The 21985-nt window shown below is 74.2% G+C and carries 16 protein-coding genes; 11 read left to right on the forward strand and 5 right to left on the reverse strand.

The genetic code is table 11. The features are described 5' to 3' along the window. Positions 1-6: 6 nt before the first annotated feature. The 7 genes from MXD57_RS25355 (at position 7) to MXD57_RS25385 (ending at position 13039) form a co-directional block, all read left to right on the forward strand. Complete coding sequence (locus MXD57_RS25355) at positions 7-5727, forward strand: type I polyketide synthase (RefSeq protein WP_250404345.1); 5721 nt, start codon at positions 7-9, stop codon at positions 5725-5727. A 22-nt stretch (positions 5728-5749) separates the two neighbouring features. Continuing rightward, positions 5750-7363, forward strand: coding sequence for a fatty acid--CoA ligase (locus MXD57_RS25360; RefSeq protein WP_250404346.1), 1614 nt, complete (start codon positions 5750-5752; stop codon positions 7361-7363). A 48-nt stretch (positions 7364-7411) separates the two neighbouring features. Beyond that, positions 7412-8413: an LLM class flavin-dependent oxidoreductase gene (locus tag MXD57_RS25365; protein WP_250404347.1), complete on the forward strand. Its 1002-nt coding sequence runs from the start codon at positions 7412-7414 to the stop codon at positions 8411-8413. Between the two features lie 29 nt (positions 8414-8442). After that, complete coding sequence (locus MXD57_RS25370) at positions 8443-9210, forward strand: thioesterase II family protein (protein ID WP_250404374.1); 768 nt, start codon at positions 8443-8445, stop codon at positions 9208-9210. A 97-nt stretch (positions 9211-9307) separates the two neighbouring features. Continuing rightward, positions 9308-10327, forward strand: coding sequence for a ketoacyl-ACP synthase III family protein (locus MXD57_RS25375; protein WP_250404348.1), 1020 nt, complete (start codon positions 9308-9310; stop codon positions 10325-10327). A 162-nt stretch (positions 10328-10489) separates the two neighbouring features. Further along, a complete protein-coding gene (locus MXD57_RS25380; RefSeq protein WP_250404349.1) occupies positions 10490-11509 on the forward strand; it encodes a ketoacyl-ACP synthase III family protein in 1020 nt (339 codons plus the stop codon). Between the two features lie 72 nt (positions 11510-11581). Further along, positions 11582-13039 carry an MFS transporter gene (locus MXD57_RS25385; protein ID WP_250404350.1) on the forward strand — a complete coding sequence of 486 codons (1458 nt, stop codon included), beginning with the start codon at positions 11582-11584 and terminating at the stop codon, positions 13037-13039. 181 nt (positions 13040-13220) lie between these two features. Here MXD57_RS25385 and MXD57_RS25390 read toward each other — a convergent pair whose 3' ends face one another. Beyond that, entirely contained in the window at positions 13221-14099 is an 879-nt protein-coding gene (locus tag MXD57_RS25390) for a maleylpyruvate isomerase N-terminal domain-containing protein (RefSeq protein ID WP_250404351.1), read from the reverse strand. A gap of 306 nt (positions 14100-14405) precedes the next feature. Between MXD57_RS25390 and MXD57_RS25395 the strand changes: the two genes are divergently transcribed. The 3 genes from MXD57_RS25395 (at position 14406) to MXD57_RS25405 (ending at position 17449) form a co-directional block, all read left to right on the forward strand. Then, the gene (locus tag MXD57_RS25395; protein ID WP_250404352.1) at positions 14406-15356 is read left to right on the forward strand and encodes a diacylglycerol/lipid kinase family protein; all 951 of its coding nucleotides are present in this window, start codon (positions 14406-14408) and stop codon (positions 15354-15356) included. Between the two features lie 61 nt (positions 15357-15417). Beyond that, positions 15418-15786, forward strand: coding sequence for a nuclear transport factor 2 family protein (locus MXD57_RS25400; RefSeq protein WP_250404353.1), 369 nt, complete (start codon positions 15418-15420; stop codon positions 15784-15786). A 94-nt stretch (positions 15787-15880) separates the two neighbouring features. After that, on the forward strand, positions 15881-17449 hold the full coding sequence (locus tag MXD57_RS25405) for an MmgE/PrpD family protein (protein ID WP_250404354.1): 1569 nt from the start codon (positions 15881-15883) through the stop codon (positions 17447-17449). A 272-nt stretch (positions 17450-17721) separates the two neighbouring features. On the opposite strand, the gene MXD57_RS25410 is transcribed toward MXD57_RS25405, so the two are convergent. Both MXD57_RS25410 and MXD57_RS25415 read right to left on the reverse strand, forming a co-directional pair. Continuing rightward, complete coding sequence (locus tag MXD57_RS25410; protein WP_250404355.1) at positions 17722-18174, reverse strand: nucleoside deaminase; 453 nt, start codon at positions 18172-18174, stop codon at positions 17722-17724. Continuing rightward, on the reverse strand, positions 18171-18983 hold the full coding sequence (locus tag MXD57_RS25415) for an LLM class flavin-dependent oxidoreductase (protein WP_250404356.1): 813 nt from the start codon (positions 18981-18983) through the stop codon (positions 18171-18173). Before MXD57_RS25415 ends, MXD57_RS25410 begins: the two co-directional genes overlap by 4 nt. 93 nt (positions 18984-19076) lie before the next feature. On the opposite strand from MXD57_RS25415, the gene MXD57_RS25420 reads away from it, so the two are divergent. Beyond that, positions 19077-19523 carry an Lrp/AsnC family transcriptional regulator gene (locus MXD57_RS25420; protein ID WP_250404357.1) on the forward strand — a complete coding sequence of 149 codons (447 nt, stop codon included), beginning with the start codon at positions 19077-19079 and terminating at the stop codon, positions 19521-19523. 112 nt (positions 19524-19635) lie between these two features. On the opposite strand, the gene MXD57_RS25425 is transcribed toward MXD57_RS25420, so the two are convergent. Both MXD57_RS25425 and MXD57_RS25430 read right to left on the reverse strand, forming a co-directional pair. Continuing rightward, entirely contained in the window at positions 19636-20916 is a 1281-nt protein-coding gene (locus MXD57_RS25425) for an NB-ARC domain-containing protein (protein WP_250404358.1), read from the reverse strand. Further along, on the reverse strand, positions 20913-21710 hold the full coding sequence (locus MXD57_RS25430; protein ID WP_250404359.1) for a GntR family transcriptional regulator: 798 nt from the start codon (positions 21708-21710) through the stop codon (positions 20913-20915). The genes MXD57_RS25425 and MXD57_RS25430 overlap by 4 nt, the downstream gene beginning before the upstream one ends. Positions 21711-21985: the final 275 nt, after the last annotated feature.

Below are 21985 nucleotides of genomic sequence, written 5' to 3' on the forward strand. Positions count from 1 at the left end.
CGTTCCATGCCGCGTACGGAATCAGAGCAGGCGCCCGAACCGGTCGCGATCGTCGGAATCGGTCTGCGGTTCCCCGGCGGCAGCGGCTCGCCCGACGAGTTCGACGCCTTCCTGCGGGAGGGCCGCAGCGGAATCGGCCCGATCCCCCGGGACCGCTGGGACGTCGAGGCGTTCACGCCCGAGGGGCCCGACGACAAGGGCAAGATCATCGCCAAGGCCGGCGGCTTCCTCGACCGCATCGACCTGTTCGACGCCGGCTTCTTCAACATCAGTCCGAAGGAAGCCCGTTACATGGACCCCCAGCAGCGGCTGCTGCTGGAGACCGCCTGGCAGGCCCTGGAGCACGCGGGCATCGACCCGGCGCCGCTGCGCCGCGGCAACGGCGGCGTGTACATCGGCGCCAGCTCCATCGACTACGCCCTCGAGCTGGACTCCCTCCCGTACGAGGAGCTGGACGGCCACCTCGCCTCCGGCATCACCATGTTCCCGCTGTCCGGCCGGCTCTCGTACTTCCTGGGCTGGCGCGGTCCGAGCATGAGCGTCGACACCGCCTGCTCCTCCTCGCTGGTCGCCCTGCACCTGGCCGTGCAGGCGCTGCGCGCCGGCGAGAGCGACATCGCGCTGTGCGGCGGCGTCAACGCCCTGCACCACCCGCGCATCCCGGTGATGTTCTCCAACGCCCAGATGCTGTCCCCGGACGGCCACTGCAAGACCTTCGACGAGGCCGCCGACGGCTACGCGCGGGCCGAGGGCTGCGGCATCGTCGTCCTCAAGCGGCTCTCCGACGCCCGGCGCGACGGCGACCGCGTCCTGGCCCTGGTGCGCGGCACGGCCGTCGGTCAGGACGGCGACAGCGCCGGCCTGACCGTGCCCAACGGCCCCGCCCAGGAGAAGGTCATCCGGGCCGCGCTGGAGACCGCCCACCTCGGCCCCGAGGACATCTCCTACGTCGAGGCGCACGGCACCGGCACCCCCCTCGGCGACCCCATCGAGTTCGGCGCCATCGGCGACGTCTTCGTCGACTCCCACACCAAGGACCGGCCGGTGCTGGTCGGTTCGGTGAAGACCAACCTCGGCCACATGGAGCCGGCCTCCGGCATCGTCGGCGTCATCAAGACCGTGCTGCAGCTCCGCTCCGGCACGGTCTACCCGCACGTGGGACTCAACACCCCGTCGGGCCGCATCCCCTGGGACCTGTACCCGCTGCGGGTGCCCACCGAGTGCGAGCCGTGGCGTGCCGAGGTCAAACGCGCCGTCGTCAACAGCTTCGGCTTCGCCGGGACCATCGGCGCCGTCGTACTGGAGGAGGCGCCCGGGAAAACCGAGCGCGTGGAGCCCGAACTCCCCTACGCTGCACCGGTGTTCACTGTGTCCGCGAAAAGCGCCGGCGCCCTGCGGGAGCAGGCCGCCCGTTACCGGCGGCTCCTCGACGACGAGCCCGGACTGCAGGTCGGCGCCCTCGCGTACACCGCCAACGTCGCGCGCGCCCACCACCCCTACCGGGCCGCCGCGCCGGTCGCCGACCGCGCCGCCCTCGCCCGGCTGCTGGACCGGGTCGCCGAGGCCGAGCACGAGGGCCCCACCGGCATCCGCAAGACCGCCTTCATGTTCACCGGGCAGGGCTCGCAGTACGCCGGCATGGGCGCCGCCCTCTACGCGGCACTGCCCGTCTTCCGCGCCCACGTCGACGAGTGCGACCGTCTCTTCGCCGGCCCCCTCGGCCGCTCCGTACGTGAGCTGCTGCTCGGCACCGCCGCCGACCCGGACGCCATCGACCGCACCGAGTACACCCAGCCCGCGTTGTTCACCCTCGAATACGCCCTCGCCCAGCAGTGGATGGCCTGGGGAGTACGCCCGAACGTGCTCATCGGGCACAGCATCGGCGAGGTCGTCGCTGCCGCGGTCGCGGGCCTGTTCACCCTGCCCGACGCCGTGAAACTGGTCGCCGCCCGGGCCCGGCTGATGCAGGCGGTGCGCGCCGAGGGCGGCATGGCGGCCGTCGCCGCACCCGCCGAGGAGGTCGCCCCGCTGCTGGAGGGCCGCGACGACCTGGCGCTGGCCGCCGTCAACGCCCCCGACCAGACCGTCGTCTCCGGCGCCACCGCCGCCCTCGACGAGGTCACCGGCATCCTCGCCGACCGGGGCTTCCGGGTGGACCGGCTCACCGTCTCGCACGCCTTCCACTCGCCGCTGATGGCCGAGGTCTACGACGACTTCCGCGCCGCCCTGGACGGCATCACCTTCCACGAGCCGAGGATCAGCCTGATCTCCAACGTCACCGGGCGCCTCGCCCGGCTCCGGGAGATCGGCGACGCCGACTACTGGGTGCGGCACATCGGCGAACCCGTCCGCTTCCTCGACGGCATCCGCGCCGTCGCCAAGCGCGGCCGGCACGCCCTGATCGAGATCGGCCCGCAGGCCGCGCTCACCGCGCTCGCCCGCCGCGGTGTCACCGTCGAGGACCACGTGTGGCTGGCGAGCCTGCGCCGCCGCGACACCACCACCGCCACCACCCTGACCGCACTCGCCGACTACTACGCCGCCGGGCTCGGCGTCTCCTGGGCCGGCTACCACGACGGGTACGGCACGCCCGCCAAGGTGGACCTGCCCACGTACGCCTTCCAGCGCAAGCGCTACTGGCTGCCCTCCGCCACCCCCCGGCGCTCCGCCGGTGGCGGCAGCGCCCGGCACCTGCTGCTCGGTACCGAGGAGCGGTTCGCCAGCGGAGTGCGGGAGTTCACGGCGGACTTCACCGCCGAGGAACTCGGCGCGCTCGCCGACCTCGCCGACGGCGGCCGTGCCACCCTGCCCGCCGGCGCCTACGTCGACCTGCTGCTCGCCGCGCAGGACGCGGTCCAGGGTCACGCCCGCTCCGCGATCCGCGACCTCACGCTGCTCGCCCCGCTCGAGCTGCCCGCCGAGACCACTCTCACCCTGACCACCCGCTGGCGTCCACGCCCCGGCGGCGGCGCCGAGGTGGAGGTGTTCACCGTCGTCGGCGGCGAGGAGAACCCGCACGCCACCGCCACGGTCGCCGCCGACCGCGAGGCACTCGTACCGGTCTCCGGACTGGCCGAGCTCGACGCCGCGCAGGCACCCGCCGGGCAGCGTGTCGACGACGAGGACATCTACACCGACCTGGCCTCCGTCGGCCGCCCCGCCGGACCCCGCATGCGGCTGCTCCGGCACGTCACCCGGCACGGCGACGGCCTGGTCTCCGGCGAGCTGACCGGCCGCGACGCCACCGCCGTCGAACACGTCCCGGCGGAGCTGCTGGAGGCCGCCGCCCAGGCGCTGGTCGTGCTCGACCCCGAGGGCCCGGTCTTCGTGCCCCGCGCGATCGCCTCCGTGCGGCACTTCCGCAAGCCGCGCGGTGCGAACCTGCGCGTCCTGGCCAGGATCCGCTGCGAGCAGGACCGCCGCCTGGCCGACGTGCTGCTGCTGGAGAACGGCGACCCGGTCGCCGAACTCCTCGGCGTCCGCCTGGCCCGCCCCGACGACCGCACCGGCCGCCGCCGCTTCCTGCACCGCCCCGAGTGGATCCGGCGGGCCCTGCCCGCCGGCGGGGCCGCGCCCGCCGAACGGCACGTCGTGCTGCTCGACCCGGCCGCCGCCCGCGCCGCCGAACTCGCCGGCGAACCCGGCCTGCGGGTCACCTGGCTCGCCGACCCCGCCGAGCTCAAGGCCGTCCTCGACGACCCGACCGTCACCGACGTCGTCCGCCTCTGGCGCACCAGGCCCGGTGGGATGTCCGTGGACCGGCTGCGCGCCGAGTCCGAGGAGAACTACCGCGAACTGCTCGCCACGGTCGGTGTCCTGGACGCGGCCGGGCTGTCCCGGCCGCCGCGGCTGTGGCTGGTCACCCAGGGCGCCCAGGCGCTGCCGGGCGACCCGGCGGGCGACGGCGGACACCTCGCGGCCGCCACCCTGTGGGGCTTCGGCCGGGTGCTGCTCACCGAGTACCCGCAGTTGCGCGCCACCCTGGTGGACCTCGCCCCCGGCAGCGGCCTGACCCCGCTGCTGGAGGAGTGGCGCACCGAGCCCGCCGGCGAGTACCAGGTCGCCTACCGGTCCGGCCGCCGCTACGTCCGCCGGCTGCTCTCCGGCGACGAGGCGCTGAACTGGAGCGGCGACTTCGAACTGCGTGCCGCCGAGTCCGGCGACCTGTCCGACCTGGCGCCCGCCCCGGCCGCCGGCCGGGCGCCCGCCGAGGACGAGGTCCAGGTGCGCGTCCGCATGGTGGGCCTGACCGCCGAGGACGCCCGCACCGCCCTGGACACCGGCCGCGCCGACCGCGAGGACCACGAGGAGGAGGACGGCGAGGCCGCGCCGCCGCCCGTGCTCGGCCGCACCGCCCACGGCACGGTCCTGGCGGCGGCGCGGGGCACCGGCTTCGCACCCGGCGACGAGGTCCTGGTCCGCCACGACGGGACCTTCCGCTCCACGCTCACCCTGCCGGCGACGGCCGTCGTGCACGCCCCGGCGCCCGAACCCGGCGACGGCGCGACCCACTTCGGCCTCGACGAGACCGGCGAGGCACTGCGCACCGCCCTCGCCGACCCCGCCGGCCCGGTCTGGGTGACCCTGCCCGAGGACCCGGCGGACCGGCGGCGGGAACCCGCCGGGCGGCAGCCGGCCGGCCTGCGCGCCGACCGCACCTACCTCGTCACCGGCGGCCTCGGCGGCCTCGGCCTCGCCACCGCCCGGAAGCTGGCCGACCTCGGCGCCCGGCACCTCACGCTGGTCAGCCGCAGCGGCAGGCCCGCTCCGGAGGCCGCGGAACTGCTCGCCGGCCTCGCCGGGGTGGCGGAGGTCGACGTCGTCCGCGCCGACCTCGGCCGCACCGAGGACGTCGCCCGGCTGGTGCGCCACATCGAGTCCGGACCGCACTGCCTGGGCGGCATCGTGCACGCCGCCGGCGGCTCCTACGACGAGCGGCTGATCTCCGAACTGACCTGGGAGTCCATCGAGGACCAGCTCGAGGCGAAGGCGTACGGCGGCTGGCTGCTCCACGAGGCCACCGAGAAGTCCTTCCCGGACCTGGAGTTCTTCGTCGTCTACTCCTCGGTCTCCTCGGTGCTCGGCGGCTTCGTCGCCCAGGGGCACTACGCCGCGGGCAACGCCGCACTCGACGGCCTCGCCGACTGGCGTGCCCGCCGGGGCCTGCCCGGACTCGCCCTCAACTGGAGTTCCTGGTCCCGGGTCGGCATGTCCTCCCGCATGAACGACGTCCTCATCCAGGAGCTGGAACGCGGCGGCGTCCACCTGTTCTCGCCGACCCGGGCCCTGAACACCCTGGTCAGCCTCTGGGACCAGCCGCGCGGCCAGCGCGTGGTGGGCGACTTCGACTGGGACCGCTACATGGCGGGCCGGGTCACCGGCGACCTGTTCTTCGACCGTCTGGCCGGCCGGGCCCCCGAGGACGACGACGGGCTCGACGTCGCCGCCCTCGCCGCCCTGCCCCCGCAGGAGCGTGCCACGGCCGTCACCGCCGTGGTCCGGGAGAAGGTCGCCGCCGTTCTGCACCTCGAGGAGGGCGACGAACTGGATCCGAACACCGAGTTCGTGTCGCTGGGCCTGGACTCACTGATGGCCCAGCAGGTCAGGTCCGGTCTGGAGCAGGCCTTCCGGCTGCCCCTGCCGGCCTCCCTCACCCACGACCACCCGACGGTACGGCGGCTCGCCGGCTTCCTCGGCGAGCGGATCGTCCCGGCACCGGCCGCGTGACGGACGACAAGGACGGACGACCATGACTGACATCTCCAGTGGCATACCGAGGGAGCGCTGGACGCTCCACCACTCCGCCCGTGCCCACGCCGGCAGCCGTCCGGACCACCCGGCGATCGTCTGCGAGGGCCGCGTCACCACCTACGAGAAGTTCCACCGGGACAGCAACCGCGCCGCGCACGCCCTGCGTGCCTGCGGGGTCCGGCGCGGCGACCGGATCGCCTACCTGGGCCGCGAGTCGGAGAACTACTACCTGGTGATGATCGCCTGCGCCAAGGCGGGCGCGGTCCTGGTACCGGTCAACTGGCGGCTCACGCCCGGCGAAGTGGACCACATCCTGCGCGACTCCGGCGCCGCCCTGATCTTCGTCGACGACGAGTTCTGGGACACCGTCGCCACGGTCCGCCACCAACTGCGCGGACTGCGCAAGGTGATCCGCGTCGACGGCACCGACGCCGACGGCGAACCCGCCCGCGGCGCCGGACTGCCCGCCTGGGCCTCGAACCAGCCGGACACCGACCTCACGCCGGGCACCGGACCCGACGACGCGGTCATCCAGATCTACACCAGCGGCACCACCGGTCTGCCCAAGGGCGCCGTCCTCGCCCACCGCAGCTTCTTCACCCTGCCGCACGCCAGCCGGGAGCGCGGCCTCGACTGGATCGACTGGCTGCCCGAGGACGTCGGCCTGATCTCCCTGCCGGGCTTCGGGGTCGCGGGCATCGGCTGGTTCCTGCACACCTTCAACGCCGGCGGCACCAACGTGATCATGCCGCAGTTCGACCCGCAGGAAGCGGTCCGGCTCATCCGCGCCCACCGGGTGACCACCACCTTCGCCGCACCGGCCATGCTGCAGGCGATGGCGGCCGAACGCGGCGCGGGACCCGAGGCGTTCACCTCCCTGCGCAAGATCGCCTACGGGGCGGCCCCGATGTCCGAGACGCTGCTCAAGCAGTGCCTGGAGACCTTCGGCTGCGAGTTCGCGCAGATCTACGCCAGCACGGAGACCGGCAGCGTGGCGGTCTGCCTGCCGCCCGAGGCGCACCATCCCGGCAGCACCGTGCTCACCTCGGTCGGCAAACCCTGCCCCGGCAACGAGATCAAGGTGATCGGGCCCGACGGCGAGACCCTCCCGCCCGGCGCCATCGGCCAGATCTGCGTCCGCGCCCCGTCCCGGATGCTCGGCTACTGGAACCTGCCCGAGGCCACCGCCCGCACCCTGGTGGGGGAGTGGCTGCACATGGGCGACGCCGGCTACCTCGACGACGACGGCTATCTCCACCTGTGCGACCGGATCAACGACACGATCATCGTCGCCGGGCAGAACATCTACCCCGCGGAGGTGGAGAAGGCGCTCGCCGCGCACCCGGCCGTCGCCGACGCCGCCGTGGTCGGACTGCCCGACGAGCGCTGGGGGGAGAGCGTCCACGCGGTGGTCGTGCTGCGGCCCGGGACGAAGGCCACCCCGCGCGAGCTCCTGCTGTCGCTGCGCGGCCGGATCGCCGACTACAAGATCCCCGGCACCTACCACTTCGCCGACTCACTGCCCCGCAACCCCTCGGGCAAGATCCTGCGCCGCGCGGTACGCGAACAGCTCACGGCACCGGCGCGGAACCCGCTCGCGAGCACCGTATGACACCCGTATGACACCGACCCGGCACCCCGTGCCCGAAAGGGACCTGACATGAGCACCGAGCCCCTGCGGATCGGCATCCTCCTTCCCACCCGGGAGCAGGCCATCAACGGCAGCTACGCGGCCGCGCCGCTGCTGGACTTCGCCCGGCAGGCGGAAGCGCTCGGCTTCGACTCGCTGTGGGCCGGGGACTCCCTCACCGCCCGCCCCCGCCTCGACCCGCTCGTCGTCCTGTCGGCCGCCGCGGCGGCCACCGAGCGCATCGCGGTCGGCACCGCGGCCCTCACCCCCGCCCTGCGCCACCCGCTGATCGGCGCCAACATGGTCGCGAGTCTCAGCCATGTCGCCGCGGACCGGCTGATCCTGGGCCTCGGCTCGGGCTTCCCGATGCCCGAGACCGAGGAGGAGTTCGCCTCGGTCGGCGCCTCCTTCCAGGGCCGGGTGGGCCGCCTGGACGAGATCACCGGGCTGTGGCGCACCGCCTGGCGCTCGGGCGAGGAAGGCGAGCCCGGTGACTTCCAGGGCAGGTTCTGGCAGGCCGAGCGCCTCGACCGGCTGCCCTCCCCGGCCGTCGCCGGCGGCCCCCCGCTGTGGCTGGCCGGCAGCGACACCCCGAAGGTCCTCGCCCGCGCCGCCACCCGCTACGACGGCTGGCTGCCGTTCCTGCCCGACGTCGAGGCCTACGGCCGCGCCCGCCGCCGTATCGCCGAACTCGCCGAGGAGGCGGGGCGGGGCGCCGGTGCCGTCACCCCCGCCCTGTACGCCACGGTCACCGTGAACAGCGACGAGTCGGCGGCCAGGGCCGAACTGGAGCACTACATCAGCCACTACTACGGCCGCTCCCTGGACCAGATGCGGGCCATCCAGGCCTACGCCTGGGGCAGCGCCGAGAAGTGCGCCGAGTGGCTGGGCGAGTACGTCCGGGCCGGCGCCCGGCACCTGGTCGTGCGGATCGGATCCCTCGACCCCGCACCGCAGTTGAAGGAGATCGCCGAGGTGCTGCTGCCCGCGGTACGCGCCCTCGGCCCCACCGTTGGGAGCACCCAGTCGTGACCAGTGCCATCGCCGCCGTCGGCCAGGACATGTCCCGCGCGGGGCAGTGGTTCCACCCCGCGGAGCCCTCGCCCGACGCCACGATCCGGCTGTTCATGCTGCCGCACGCGGGCAGCGGGGCCATCATCTACCGCGACTGGGAGCGCCTGCTGCCGCCCGACATCGCCCCGCAGGCGGTGACCCTGCCCGGCCGGCACAACCGCCGTGAGGAGCAGACGTACGAGGAGTTCGAACCGCTGCTCGAGGCGCTGCACGAGGCCGTGCTCGACGACCTCGACGACCGTCCGTTCGCCCTGTTCGGGCACTGCCTCGGCGCGCAGCTCGCGTTCCGGCTCACCATCCGGATGGAGGAGGAGGGCGGTCCCTCGCCGCTCATGGTCGGCACGTCCGGCTGGTCCCCCCAGGGCTTCTTCAAGCCCACCGAGGAGCAGAGCCGGATGCCCGAGCCGGAGATGGTCGAGTGGATCAAGAAGCTGGGCTCCTTCCCGGCGGAGATCTACGACAACCCCGAGATGCTCGCCCTCGTGGTGCCGGCGCTCCGCGCCGACCTGCGCGTCGCCGCCGACCACGACGACGACGGCGCCGGTGTCAACTGCCCGCTCGCCTCCTACGGCGGCCGCTCCGACCCGCTCCAGGAGCACCCGGACGCCATGTCCCACTGGGCCGGGCGCACCCCCACCTACCTGGGCCACAACGAGTACCCGGGCGGCCACTTCTACATCGACACCCACGCCCAGTCCGTCACCGCCCACTTCGCCCACCGGCTGCAGCGCATCGCCGCGACCCGGCCGGCCTGAGCACCCGTTCCTCCAGGCAGCGGCCGACCGGGCCGGCCGCTGCCGCACGCGCTCGGAGCGAGCCGCGCCGGCGCCCCGAGAAGCGAGAGAGAAACACATGAAAGCACCTCACGACCTCTACATCGCCTCGGCCGCCGCCTGGGTGCCCGGCACGCGTCCACTGGGCGAGGCCGTCGCCGCCGGTCTCGTCGACGAGGAGCACCGGGGCCTCGGCTACGAGTCCATCGCGGTGGCCGAGGGCGTCTCCGGGCCCGAGATGGCGGTGCGCGCGGGGCGGCTGGCGCTGGAGCGGGCCGGGTCCGACGGCCACGAGGTGGGCCTGGTCCTGCACTCCTCGTGCGGTTATCAGGGTCACGACATGTGGCCGACGGCGTCGTACGTCGCCAACGGGACCGTGGGCCGCGCGGCGGCCGGCTTCGACGTCCAGCAGCGCTGCAACGCCGGACTCGGCACGCTGTGGCTGGCCGCCGGGCAGATCGCCGCCGGCTTCACCGACGCGGTGCTGCTGACCACCGGGGACCAGTTCGCGCCGCCGTGGGTGGACCGCTGGAACGTGCAGCTCAACTTCATCTTCGCCGACGGCGGCAGCGCGCTGCTGCTGTCCCGGCGGAGCGGATTCGCCCGGGTGGTCTCGCTGTGCGTGGGCGCCGACAACTCGCTGGAACGCTGGAACCGCGGCCTGGAGCCGTTCGGCACCGCACCCGGCCGGGAGCTTCCGCTGCGGTTGCGCGAACGCGGGGTCCAGCACGCCGTCACCCCCGAGGCCGAGGGCTCCTGGCAGCGCTTCGAGGCCGGCCTGCTGGGCACCACGGCACGGGCCCTGGACGACGCCGGCGTCACCACCGAGGACATCTCCCGGGTCGTCGTACCGCACATCCACCGGGGCGAGTCCCCGGAGAACTACGAACTGCTCGGTTTCGCCGAGAAGCAGAGCACCTGGGACCTGGGCCGCCGGGTGGGCCACATGGGCGCCGGCGACCAGTTCCTCGGCCTCGAACACCTCGTCGCGCAGCGGTCCGTCGGCCCGGGCGACCTCGTCCTGCTGGTGGCCGCGGGTGAGGGCTTCAGCTTCTCCGCCGCCGTGGTCGAGATCCTCGACACCCCCGACTGGCAGTAGCGGGTTCCCCTGTGCCGCGGCCCGTCCGGCCGGCGCGTCAGCGCCGTGTCAGCGGGCTGCGGGACAGTGGCCGTCCGACGCACACGGGAGACCGCCGCAGTCCGCGCGCAGGCGGGCAGGGCATGCCACCCCCTCACCCCTGAGCGAAGGTATCGAGAAGACATGAAGCTGGACACAGAGCTGTACATCGCCTCCGCCGCCTCCTGGCTCCCGGACGCCCGCCCGCTCGGCGAGGCCGTCGCCGCCGGTCTCGTCGACGAGGAGCACCGGGGCCTCGGCTACGAGTCCATCACGGTGGCCGAGGGCGTCTCCGGGCCCGAGATGGCGGTGCGCGCGGGGCGGCTGGCGCTGGAGCGGGCCGGGTCCGACGGCCACGAGGTGGGCCTGGTCCTGCACTCCACGTGCGGCTACCAGGGTCACGACATGTGGCCGACGGCGTCGTACGTCGCCAACGAGACCGTGGGCCGCGCGGCGGCCGGCTTCGACCTGCAGCAGCGCTGCAACGCCGGGCTCGCCTCCCTGTCCCTGGCCGCCGGGCAGATCGCCGCCGGCTTCACCGAGGCGGTCCTGCTGACCAGCGGCGACAACTTCGCGCCGCCGTGGGTGGACCGCTGGAACGTGCAGCTCAACCTCATCTTCGCCGACGGCGGCAGCGCGCTGCTGCTGTCCGGCCGCGGCGGCTTCGCCCGGGTCGTCTCCGCCCGCGTGGGCGCCGACAACTCGCTGGAACGCTGGAACCGCGGCCTGGAGCCGTTCGGCACCATACCGGGCCGCGAGATGCCGGTGCCGCTGCGCGCACGCGGCCGCCAGCACGCCGTCACCGCGGAGGCCGAGGGATCCTGGGAGCGCATCGAGGCCGGGCTGAAGGACACCACGGCCGGCGCGCTGGCCGACGCGGGCGTCACCACCGAGGACATATCCCGCGTGGTCACCCCGCTGATACACCGCGGCGAGTACCCCGAGAACTACGACGTGCTGGGCTTCACCGAGAAGCAGAGCACCTGGGACCTGGGCCGCCGGGTGGGCCACATCGGCGCCGGCGACCAGTTCCTCGGCCTCGAACACCTGGTCACGCAGCGGGCCGTGGGCCCCGGCGACCTGGTCCTCATGGTGGCGGCGGGAGCCGGTTTCAGCTTCTCCGCCGCCGTGGTCGAGATCCTCGACGTCCCCGACTGGCAGTAGCCCCGCGTGTCCGCCGGTTCCGGTCCGCCTTGCCGGCGGGGCACACGCAGGACAAGAAAGGAACCGTCAACCATGTCCCTGCAGCAAGCGCGGACAGCCGGCGCCGAGACCCGGGAGCGGGAGCCGGCCGGCCCGCACTGGGCGACGCTGCCGCTCATCCTGGTCGGCACGTTCGTGATCACGCTCGACGTGTTCATCGTGAACGTCGCCATCCCCGAGACCCAGCGCGACCTCCACGCGAGCGCCTCCGCCGTGGAGTTCGTGGTCGCCGGCTACGCCCTGGCCTACGCCGCCGGCCTCATCACCGGCGGCCGGCTCGGCGACCTGTACGGCCGGCGCCGCATGTTCCTCCTCGGCGTCGCGCTGTTCACCCTCTCCTCCGCCTGGGCGGGCATGGCGCCGACCGCCGGGCAGCTCGTCGTGGCCCGGATCGCGCAGGGCCTGGCCTCCGCGCTGATGGGCCCGCAGGTGCTGGCCATCATCGGCGTCACCTACGAGGGCCAGGCCCGGGTCAGGGCCTTCAACGCCTTCGGTCTGACCATGGGCCTCGCGGGTGTCTTCGGGCAGCTCATCGGCGGACTGCTGATCCACGCCGACATCGCCGGCCTCGGCTGGCGCACCTGCTTCCTGGTCAACGTGCCGGTCGGCATCGCCGCGCTGCTCCTCGGACCGCGCCTCATCCCCGAGTCCCGCGCCGAGGGCCGGGCCCACCTGGACCCGCTCGGCATGGTGCTGGTCTCGGCCGGCCTGGTCGCGGTGGTCCTGCCGCTCGCCGAGGGCCAGCAGCAGGGCTGGCCGCTGTGGACGTGGCTGTGCCTGGCCGCCTCGCCGGTGCTGCTCCTGCTGTTCGCGGCCTACCAGCGGCGCCTGGCGAACGCCGGCGGCAGCCCGCTGGTCAACCCCGTGCTGTTCCACAAGCGGCCGTTCACGATCGGCGTCGTCACCGGCGTCGTGTACTACTCCGGCATGGCGTCCTTCTTTCTGGTCCTCGCCCTGTACCTGCAGGCGGGGGTGGGGCTGACGGCCCTGGCGTCCGGCCTGGTCTTCCTGCCGCTGGGGGTGGGCTTCCTGGCCACCTCGCTGCTGGCCCGCAAGGTGGCGGCGCTGCTCGGCCGTCAGGTCCTCGCGGTCGGCGCCCTGGTGCTGCTGGCCGGACTCGGCGGACTGTGGGCCGCGGTCGGCCACATCGGCACCGAGGGCGCCGTGGCCTGGCTGGTGCCCGGACTGCTGGTGGCCGGCTCGGGCATGGCGATGGTGATGGCGCCGCTGGCCTCCATCGCCCTCGCCGGCACCGACCCGCGCTACGCCGGAGCCGCCTCGGGCGTGCTCTCGACGGCCGCGCAGGTCGGCGGCGCGGTGGGGGTGGCCGCGGTCGGCGTGGTCTTCTACCACGTCCTCGGACAGGGCACCGGCCCCGGTGCCTACGCCGACGCCTTCAGGGCCAGCGTCTACCTGCTGGCGCCGCTCGCGCTCGCCGTGGCCGCGCTGGTCCAGTTCATCCCCCGTCCCAGGCCGGCCCCCGCCTCCTGAGCGGCGGGGTCCCGCCCGGGGCCAGTGCCGCGTCGGCCGGGGGCCGCCCCGCCGCGGCGCCCGGCCGGGACGCTCGCCGCACCGGCCGGAAGCCCGGGTACATCCGGTACCAGGGTTCCGGCCGGCCCGCCGGGAGCATCCACCGGGCGCCGCTCCTCGACGGGCCCTCCCCGTGCGGCGGTCAGGAGACGGCGTGCTCCAGCCAGAACTCCAGCAGCTCGCGGTCGCCCGACACCGTCACGCGCGGGCCCCGCGGCCGCAGCCGCCCCTTGACCACGAGCAGCAGGTCCGAGGGGGACGCGACGACGGTGACGTCCGCCGGGGCGCCGTCCGCGGCGGCCCGGGTGACCCGCACCCCGTCGGGGGCGCAGGTGACCAGCCAGTTCGAGACCCGGCCCGGCGCACCCCAGGCCGAGCGGAAGCGCAGCGTCTCACCGCCGCGCGGCACCTCCGCGAACAGGGGGGAGTGGAAGGGCCTGGCCTCGGGCACGCCGAAGGCGGCCACGCAGAAGTCCACGCAGTCCAGGGCCACATCCGTGGCCAGCTCGAAGGACCGGCCGGCCAGCAGGTCCACGTCGGCCCGGTGCACGCTCGTCTCGTACATCGCCCAGCGCGGCCAGAACTCCTTGTTCTGCCTGCCGTGCGGCGCCCAGACGGGTACCTCGGGGCCGATGCCCTCGATCGCCTCGATCAGCCGGTCCGCCCCCTCAGTGACGAACCGCGTCCGCAGAGCGGGATCCAGCAGCCGGCCGTCCTGCGCGGCCTGCCGCGCCCCGAGCCCGGCCACCCGCTCGGTCCAGCTCGTGCCGTCTCCGGCGCCGCCGTCCGGGTCACCGCCCGGCAGGACGAACGTCGTGCTCCGGGTGGCCAGAATGGTCGTCGCCCATTCGTGGCCCTGGCGTAAGTGCCGCACCAGGTCGCCCAGTGTCCATCCGGGGCAGGCCGGGACCGGCTCCGTCAGCGGAAGGTCCCGGGCGGCGTCCGCGAAGCGGGCCGCCTCCCGGCGGAGTTCCGAGGTACAGCGGTCCACGGGCAGCGGAACGTACGTCTGTGCGTTCATGAGGTCTCACTCCGGTCGGTGGAATGTGCACGGACCGGTGCCGCGGCGAGCCACGGGCCGCCGGGGCACCCCGCCCATTCGAACCGGGCACCCTGACACGGTACTGATCATTCCGGGCGACCCGCTTGCCGACGTCAGGCGCGTGTCAGAGGCGGGTCAGCGGCACTTGGCAGAGTCGTCCCCGTCGCACGCTCCTCCTCGCCGGGGCCGGGCCGCATCTGTGGCCCGCGTCCGCCCGCGGCGAGGACACCCCCATCGTTGCCGTGCCGGTCCGCCGGCACGTCCGACGTGAGGAGAACGCTCGTCATGGCAGACACCGCAGTCCCGGGGCCGACCCGGGCCCTGATCGTGGCAAACCCGGCCTCCGGCAGCCACAGCCCCGAACTGGTCCGCCAGGTCGCGGAGCTGTGCGAGTCCTGCCTGAACCGCGCCGAGGTCCATCTGACCAGCGCGCCGGGCGACGCGACCGGCGCGGTGCGCCGGGCGCTGGAGCGCAAGGACGGCGCGCCCGACCTGGTCGTCGCCGTCGGCGGTGACGGCACGGTCCGCGAGGTCGTCCAGGGGCTCGTCCCCGCGACCGGCCGGGCGACCCTGGCCGTCGTACCCGGCGGCACCGGGAACTCCGGGTACAAGATGCTGTGGGGCGACCGCCCCTGGACCGAGTCGCTGAAGGCGGTCCTGACCGACTCCGGCATAGGCGGCAGTGCCCGCCTGCGCCGGCTCGACCTGGCCCGTCTCGCCGAGACCCGCAACTACGTCTACCTGGGCGCCTGTTCGGGAGTGATCGCCGACGCGCTGATCACGGCCCGGGAGCTGCCGCTGACCGGGCGCGAGCGCTACGCCCGCGCCTTCGCCGACACGGCCGACGGCTACGCGCCCTACCCGGGCCGGGTCACCGTCGACGGCCGGGTCGTGCACGAGGGCCCCACGGTCCTCGCCAACGTCGGCGGCGGCCCCTACCGCGGCGGCCGGTTCAAGGTGCTGCCCGACTCGCTGCTCGACGACGGACTGCTCGACGTCTGCGTGCTGGGCGGCGAGGTCCCCGCGGCCGACGTGCCCCGGCTGACGCTGGACGCGTCGCACATGGACCACCCGGCGACCGTGTACGCGCGCGGCCGCCGGATCACCGTCGAGCGCACCGACGGCCACCGGCTGCCGCTGGAGCACGACGGTGAGTACCAGCAGGGCATCGGCGCCTCGGCCACCTTCGAGGTGCTCCCCGGAGCCCTCCCGGTCTGGGCGCCGGCCACCCCCTGAAGTCCCTGCCGAGCCACCTGCCGGAACCACAAGTAAGCAAGACACAGAGGAGAACGCCCGCATGAGCGACCTGACCACCACCGTCTCCCGCTACCTCGACATCTGGAACGAGGCGGACGCCGACAAGCGCGCCGCGGCCATCGCCGAGCTGTTCACCGCCGACGCGCCGTACATCGACCCGCTCGCCGCGGTCGAGGGCCACGAGGGCTTCGGGGCCGTGGTGGCCGGCGCCCGCGACCAGTTCAAGGGCCTCATCTTCGAACTGCACGGCACCGTCGACGCCCACCACAACCAGGCCCGCTTCCAGTGGGGCCTGGTGACCGAGCCGGGCGCCGAGCCGATCGCGATCGGCTTCGACGTCCTCGTCACCAACGACCAGGGCAAGATCCAGGGCGTCTACGGCTTCCTGGACAAGGTCCCGGCCGCCTGAGCACGCACCCAGCGCGGGAGCACCGGGACCGCCGGTGCTCCCGCGTTCGCGCGCACGCCGCCGACGCACACACGGCAAGGAAGGTAGCCGCCCCATGACCGCTGTCCTCGGGGAGAGCGTGGCCCAGGCCCTGTGCGCCGACTGGGCCGAGCAGGCCCACACCCTGCCCAGGGCCGCACCCGGCCGGGCACCGGCCGACACCCCCCTGCGGGAACTCTCGCACTGGGCCGCGTCCTTGCGCCCGCAGCACATCCCGTGCCGGGTGCTGAAGCTCGCCGCGAGCCAGGTGCTGTCGCAGATCGCCTCCATCCGGGCCGGTCTGCGGCATCCGCTCGGCAGGAAGCTGGTGGCCGCCTTCGGGCATCCCATGCAGCGCGACCCCCGGCAGGCCGCCGGCGTGCTCGCCGCGCTCGGCTCGTGGCTCAACCTGGACGACACCGCCTACGCCGGACACCTGTCGAACTCCACGGTCGCGGTCCCCCTGGCCTTCGCCTACGCCCGCGGCCTGGACGGGCTCTCGCTGCTCACCGCCGTGGTCGCGGCCAACGAGTGCGCGGCCCGCATCACCGCCTCCGCGACCCTCGGCCCGCTGCGCGGGCAGAGCGCCGTGCACACCCATCTGGCCGGCGCGGTGGCGGGGCGGCTGCACAGCGACCGGGCGTCCGCGAGCCTCTTCGAGAACGCGTTCGGGCTGGCCTTCGCCATGCCCAACTGGCCGCTGATGCGCGCCTTCCTCGCCAGCGACGCCCGGCTGTTCAACACCTTCACCCCGGTGCGCACCGCGATGGACGCCTGCGACGCGGCGTACGCCGGGCTGCGCGGGGCGCCGGACATCATCGAGCACAGCGACGGCTTCCTGGCCCGGTTCGCCACCGTGCCGCTGCCGCAGGCGGTGGCGAAGGGGCTGGGGCGCCGCTGGCACACCGACACCCTCTCGTTCAAGATGCACCCCGGTGGCCCCGGCATCGACGCGGCGGTGGACTGCGCCGCCGAGATCCACCGCGAACTCGGCTCGCTTCGGCCCCGGGACGTGGCCGAGGTGGTCGTCGAGGCCTCGCTGTACACGCTGTTCGCGGGGGAGCGGGCGGCCCGCTACGTCACCGGCCCCGGCTCCCCGCTCGGGGCGCTCGTCCTGGACGTCCCCTACCCGGTGGCCACCACCCTGCTCACCGGGGAGTTCTCGGTGGACGACTTCTCCTCACCCGCCGTGGACGACACCGACCGCTGGGCGCTCGCCCAGCGGATCCGGCTGGAGCACGACACCGAGATGACCCGTGAACTCTTCCTGTCCGACGCGCCGTTCGGCGAGGCGGTACGCGAGGCGGGGGAGTCGGCCGTGCCCTGGCTGCGCGGCTTCGGCGGGGACGAACTGGTCGACCTGATCGGAGCGTTGCAGGCCGACGACCGGGACTTCTCCCGGTCCACCAAGGCCACCGGCGCCCGGGTCACCGTACGGCTCACGGACGGCCGCACGGTCTCCCGTACCCGGCTGATCCCGGTCGGCGCCGCCGGTCCGGAGACCCGGTCGGACCACGCCGCGCTGGTGCGGGAGAAGTTCCTGTCGGCGGGCGGCTCGCAGGAGGTCGCCGACACGGTCGGCGGGCTGCACCGGATGCGCCCGCGGGCGGTACGCCGCTGGATAGAGACGGCGTTCCTGGACTGAGGGCCGGCCCGTGCTCCCCGGTGGGTCGGCGCACGGTGCCGGATGCGGTGCGTCGCAGGGCGGAGCGTCGTCCTCGTACCGGGCGTGTTCGGGCGGTCCGGCAACGCGGGCGGCGTGCCGTGGCCGTCGTCGTGCGCCCGCCGGGGATCGCGGGACAGCCCTCGGGGCCGCTCGTCCGGAACGATCCACGCGGCGAGGACCTCACCCGGATCACCCGTCGACGCGCGCGCCACGCACTCGACGCGCGTGGCGCGCGCGTGACGGGCCCGCGGTCAGGTGCCGGCCGGCGGGCCCGGCCCGTAGTAGGCCTCGACGGGCGTGCGTGCCTCGTCGAAGAGGGCCGGGCCCTCCTGCGCCACCGACGGCCAGGCGCCCGACTGCGGGTTGAGTTCGACGAGCTGCTCGGTGGCGAGCGCGTACACGACCCGGCCGATGCCGGAGCGGACGATACCGCCGCCGCACATGCCGCACGGCTGGCAACTGGTGTACATGGTGGTGCGGGCGGCGGTGTCCGCGTCCAGCTCACGGGCCGCCCACCGGGCCAGCTTCAACTCCGGATGAGCCGTGATGTCGTCGTCACGCCGGACCGTGTTGTGCGCCTCGGCGAGGACCGCCCCGTCCGGTCCGGCCAGCAGCGAGCCGTACGGCGCGTCGCCCAGCTCCACCGCGCGCGCCGCGATCCCGATGGCGCGCCGCAGCAGCGCCTCGTCAGCAGGGTCGATCACGACGCCGCCCTCCACCGCTCGGCCACCGCGGTGAGCGCCCGCCACGCGGCCTCGGGCCGACGGGTCTCGGCCGGGTCCCCGTGGTAGGGGTCGAGCACCACCGTCCGCGCGCCGAGCCCGCGAAGCTCCGCCAGATCGCCCACGATCTGCTCCAGGTCCCCGACACCGGCCGGTCGTTCGGCCTCGTCGACCGGCGCGTCGCTCAGCCGCAACGCGATCCGTGGCGCGAACCCCGGCAACGCGTTGTCCGCCAGGACCGATCGCATCCGCGCCACCGGCAGCCGCAGCGGATGCCAGGCGTCGCCGAAGCCGGCCGCCCGCCGCACCGCCGCCGCGCTGTGCCCGCCGACCCACACCTCGGGCGCGGGCCCGTCCTGCGCCTTCCACGCCTCCCGCACCACCCCCAGGTACTCGTCGGTCAGCCGGCCCCGCGCGCCGAACGGCACCCCGAGCGCGTCGAACTCCTGCCGCGCCCAGCCGACCCCGACGCCGAGCACGAACCGCCCGCCGCTGAGCCGTTGCAGGCTGCTCGCCATCCGCGCCACCAGCAGCGGATGGCGGTACGGCAGCACCAGTACGGTCGTGCCCAGCCGGAGTTCGCCACCGGTGACTCCGGCCAGCCAGGACAGTGTGGTGAACGGGTCGTAGAACGGTTCCGGATACCGCTGCGCCACATCCGGGGTGACGGCCACGTGGTCCGACACCATCAGCAGGTCGAAGCCGAGCCCCGTCGCCACCCGCGCCCACTCGCGCAGTGCGCCCGGGTCGGTCCCCGGCCCGAAGTTCGGTACGTTGACACCAAGTTGCATGCCTCGAGACTATGACCGTGATCGTGCCGCAGGGAACCGGATCTTCCTGGTGGTGACGGCCTCCGGCAGTGAATCTCCCGGTAATATCGCGTCATGGCCGTGAACCTCGACGACCTCGACTGGGCGATCATCGAGCAGCTCCAGCAGGAGGCCCGCATCTCCCTCAGCGAGCTGGGGCGGCGCGTCAACCTCAGCCCGTCGGCCACCACCGAGCGGGTGCGGAATCTGGAGTCGCTGGGCGTCATCACCGGCTACCACGCCACCGTGGACCTGGCCAAGGTCGGCTACCCGGTCCTCGCCGTCGTCCGCCTGAAGTACCCCGGCAACCGGCACCAGTCACTGCACCGACTCCTCGCCGAACGCCGCGAGATCCTGGAGTGCCTGCGCACCACCGGCGACGACTGCTACACCCTGAAGATGGCCGCGACCTCCATGGAGCACCTGGAGACCCTGGTGGACGAACTGGCCGGCTTCGGCAGCACGACCACGAGCGTCGTCTACAGCCGCACGCTGCCCCACCGCGGACCCCACCGGCCCTGACCCGCGGCCGGCCGCCGCCCCGCGGCCGCTGCTCGGCGGCGGGGCACCACGCCGTTTGCCGTCGATCACGGCTCACCACCGCACGCCCCGGGGCCGTGGCGCGCCGGCCGCCTCACCCGCCGTACGCCACGTACAGGCGCACCGCCTCGTGCAGCCGGTAGCGGATCCGGCCGGACCGGTCCGGCTCGCCGGCCCGGATCAACTGGCGCTGCAGGAGGTCCTCCAGCAGGTCCACGGCGACCCGCCGGGACGGGGTCACCCGGTCCATCATCTCCTCCACGCCGAAGTCGTGTTCCATGTCCCGGAGCTGGTGCAAGGAGGCCTTCAGCGCTGGCGGCAGGGGCCGGTGGTACGCCGCCACGCTCGCCCGCAGGGACAGGTCCCCGACGGACAGCGTGGCCAGCCGGTCCCGCTCGTCCGCCAGCCGGTCGGCCAGCTCGCGCGGTGAGCGGCTCGGGCGGGCCGAGAGCCACAGCCCGGCGAGGTGCAGGGCGAGCGGCAGCCCGCCGCAGTACCGCACGATGTCCAGCACGGCCGGCCGGTCGGCCCGGACCCGGGCGGCACCCGCCAGGTCGGCCAGCACCCGGCAGGCCTCCGCCCGGCCGAGCGGGCCGATCCGGTGGCCCGGCCAACCGGGCAGGGCGGGCAGTTCGCGGCGGGTGGCGACCAGGACGGCGCTGCCCCCGCCGTCCACGAGCAGCGGACGCACCTGCGCCTCGGTGACCACGTTGTCGAGCACCACCAGCACCCGCCGTCCGCTGAGCGCGTCCCGCAGCCGGGCCCGCGCCTCCTCGGGGCCGCGGACGCCGGCACCCCGGCCGAGGGACCGCAGGACGCGCTGGACCAACTGGTCGGAGGTGAAGGGGAGGCAGGAGGTGGGGTGCAGGTCGACGTAGACCTGGCCGTCCGGGAACCCGTCGCGGGCCGCGTGCGCGGTGCGCAGTGCCAGGGCGGTCTTCCCGGAGCCCGGCGGCCCCACGACCACGACGGGTCCGTCCCGGCCGGGCAGGCGCGCCGCCAGCGCGTCCGCGAGCGTCTCCCGTCCGGCGAGCCGGTGCCGGGGCGCCGGGGGCAGTTCGGCCGGCACGCGGGCTCCGGGCGGCGTCGTGGCGCCGGCCGGCCGGGCGGCGCTCCGGGGCAGCCGTAACAGCCGTCGCGCCTCGGCGGGCGCCAGTCCGAGTGCCTCGGCCAGCAGCACCAGCGACTGCCTGCGCGGCCGGGCGGTGTGCCCGGTCTCCAGATTCCGTATGGCCCGCACGCTCAGCCCCGACCGCACGGCCAGCTCGTCCTGGGTGAGACAGGCCGCCTCCCGTGCCCGGGCCAGCGCCACGGCGAGGCTCGGCCCGTGTCCCGGGTGGTCCGGCAGGGCCCCGGAGCGGGGCGGGAACGTCACCCGTCGTCCTGGACGGAGACCACGGACGGACCGCTGAGCGGCCGGCGCAGGGCGGCGACGAACTTGTAGCGCGAGCCCCGGTACACCGAGCGCACCCATTCCACCGCGGTCCCCTCGGCGTCCCGCGAGTGCCGGGACAGCAGCAGCATCGGCAGCCCCACGTCGGTGGCCAGGAGGTGCGCCTCACGCGGCGTCGACAGCGATGTCTCGATGGTCTCGTCGGCCTCCGCCAGACGCACGTCGTACACCTCGGCGAGGGCCGTGTACAGCGAGGGGTACGTGGTCAGGGACCGCCGCAGTCCGGGAAAGCGCCGTACGGACAGATGGGTCGTCTCGATCGCCATCGGGGCGCCGCTGGCCAGCCGCAGCCGCTCGATGCGCAGCACGCGCTCGCCGGCGCCGATGCCGAGGAGCGCGGACAGCCGGGCGTCCGCGGGCACCTCGCCGATGTCCAGCACCTGCGAGGCGGGCTCCAGGCCCTGGGCGCGCATGTCCTCGGTGTGCGAGGTGAGCTGCAGGGTCCGGTACAGCTTGGGCTGGGCGACGAAGGTGCCCTTGCCCTGGACGCGGTCGAGCCGGCCCTCGCCGACCAGTTCCTGCAGCGCCTGCCGGATGGTGGTGCGCGAGGTGCCGAGCCGGACGGCGAGCAGACGCTCCGCGGGCATCGCCGAGCCCGGCTCGAGCGCCCGCGTCATCTCCAGGACCTGCTGCTTGATCCGGTAGTACTTCGGTACGCGCGCGATGCGGCCGGGCGCCCCCCTGGGCTGCTGGGCGCTGCTGACGTCGGTGGCCATGCCTGCCTTCCCGGCTGTGGGTGTGGGGGCTCCCGTTATAGCGACCAACTGCCCTATGGTCTAGTCCAACTGGCAAGAGGTCTAGTCCAGCGAACAGGGTGGCCCGGAAGGGGGCGGGCGCGCTCCGGTGACTTTCTCGTAACGGCCGGAACGCCTTTCCGAACCACCCTTGACACTCAAAAAGGTCTAGGCCAAGCTCCACCGTACTGGTCTACACCATTAGTGACCAGGTCCCGAGCCCTACGTGCAACAGCGTCGTACGCAGGTCACCGCCG

This window comes from Streptomyces cellostaticus (genome assembly GCF_023630175.1).
Lineage (GTDB): Bacteria > Actinomycetota > Actinomycetes > Streptomycetales > Streptomycetaceae > Streptomyces > Streptomyces cellostaticus_A.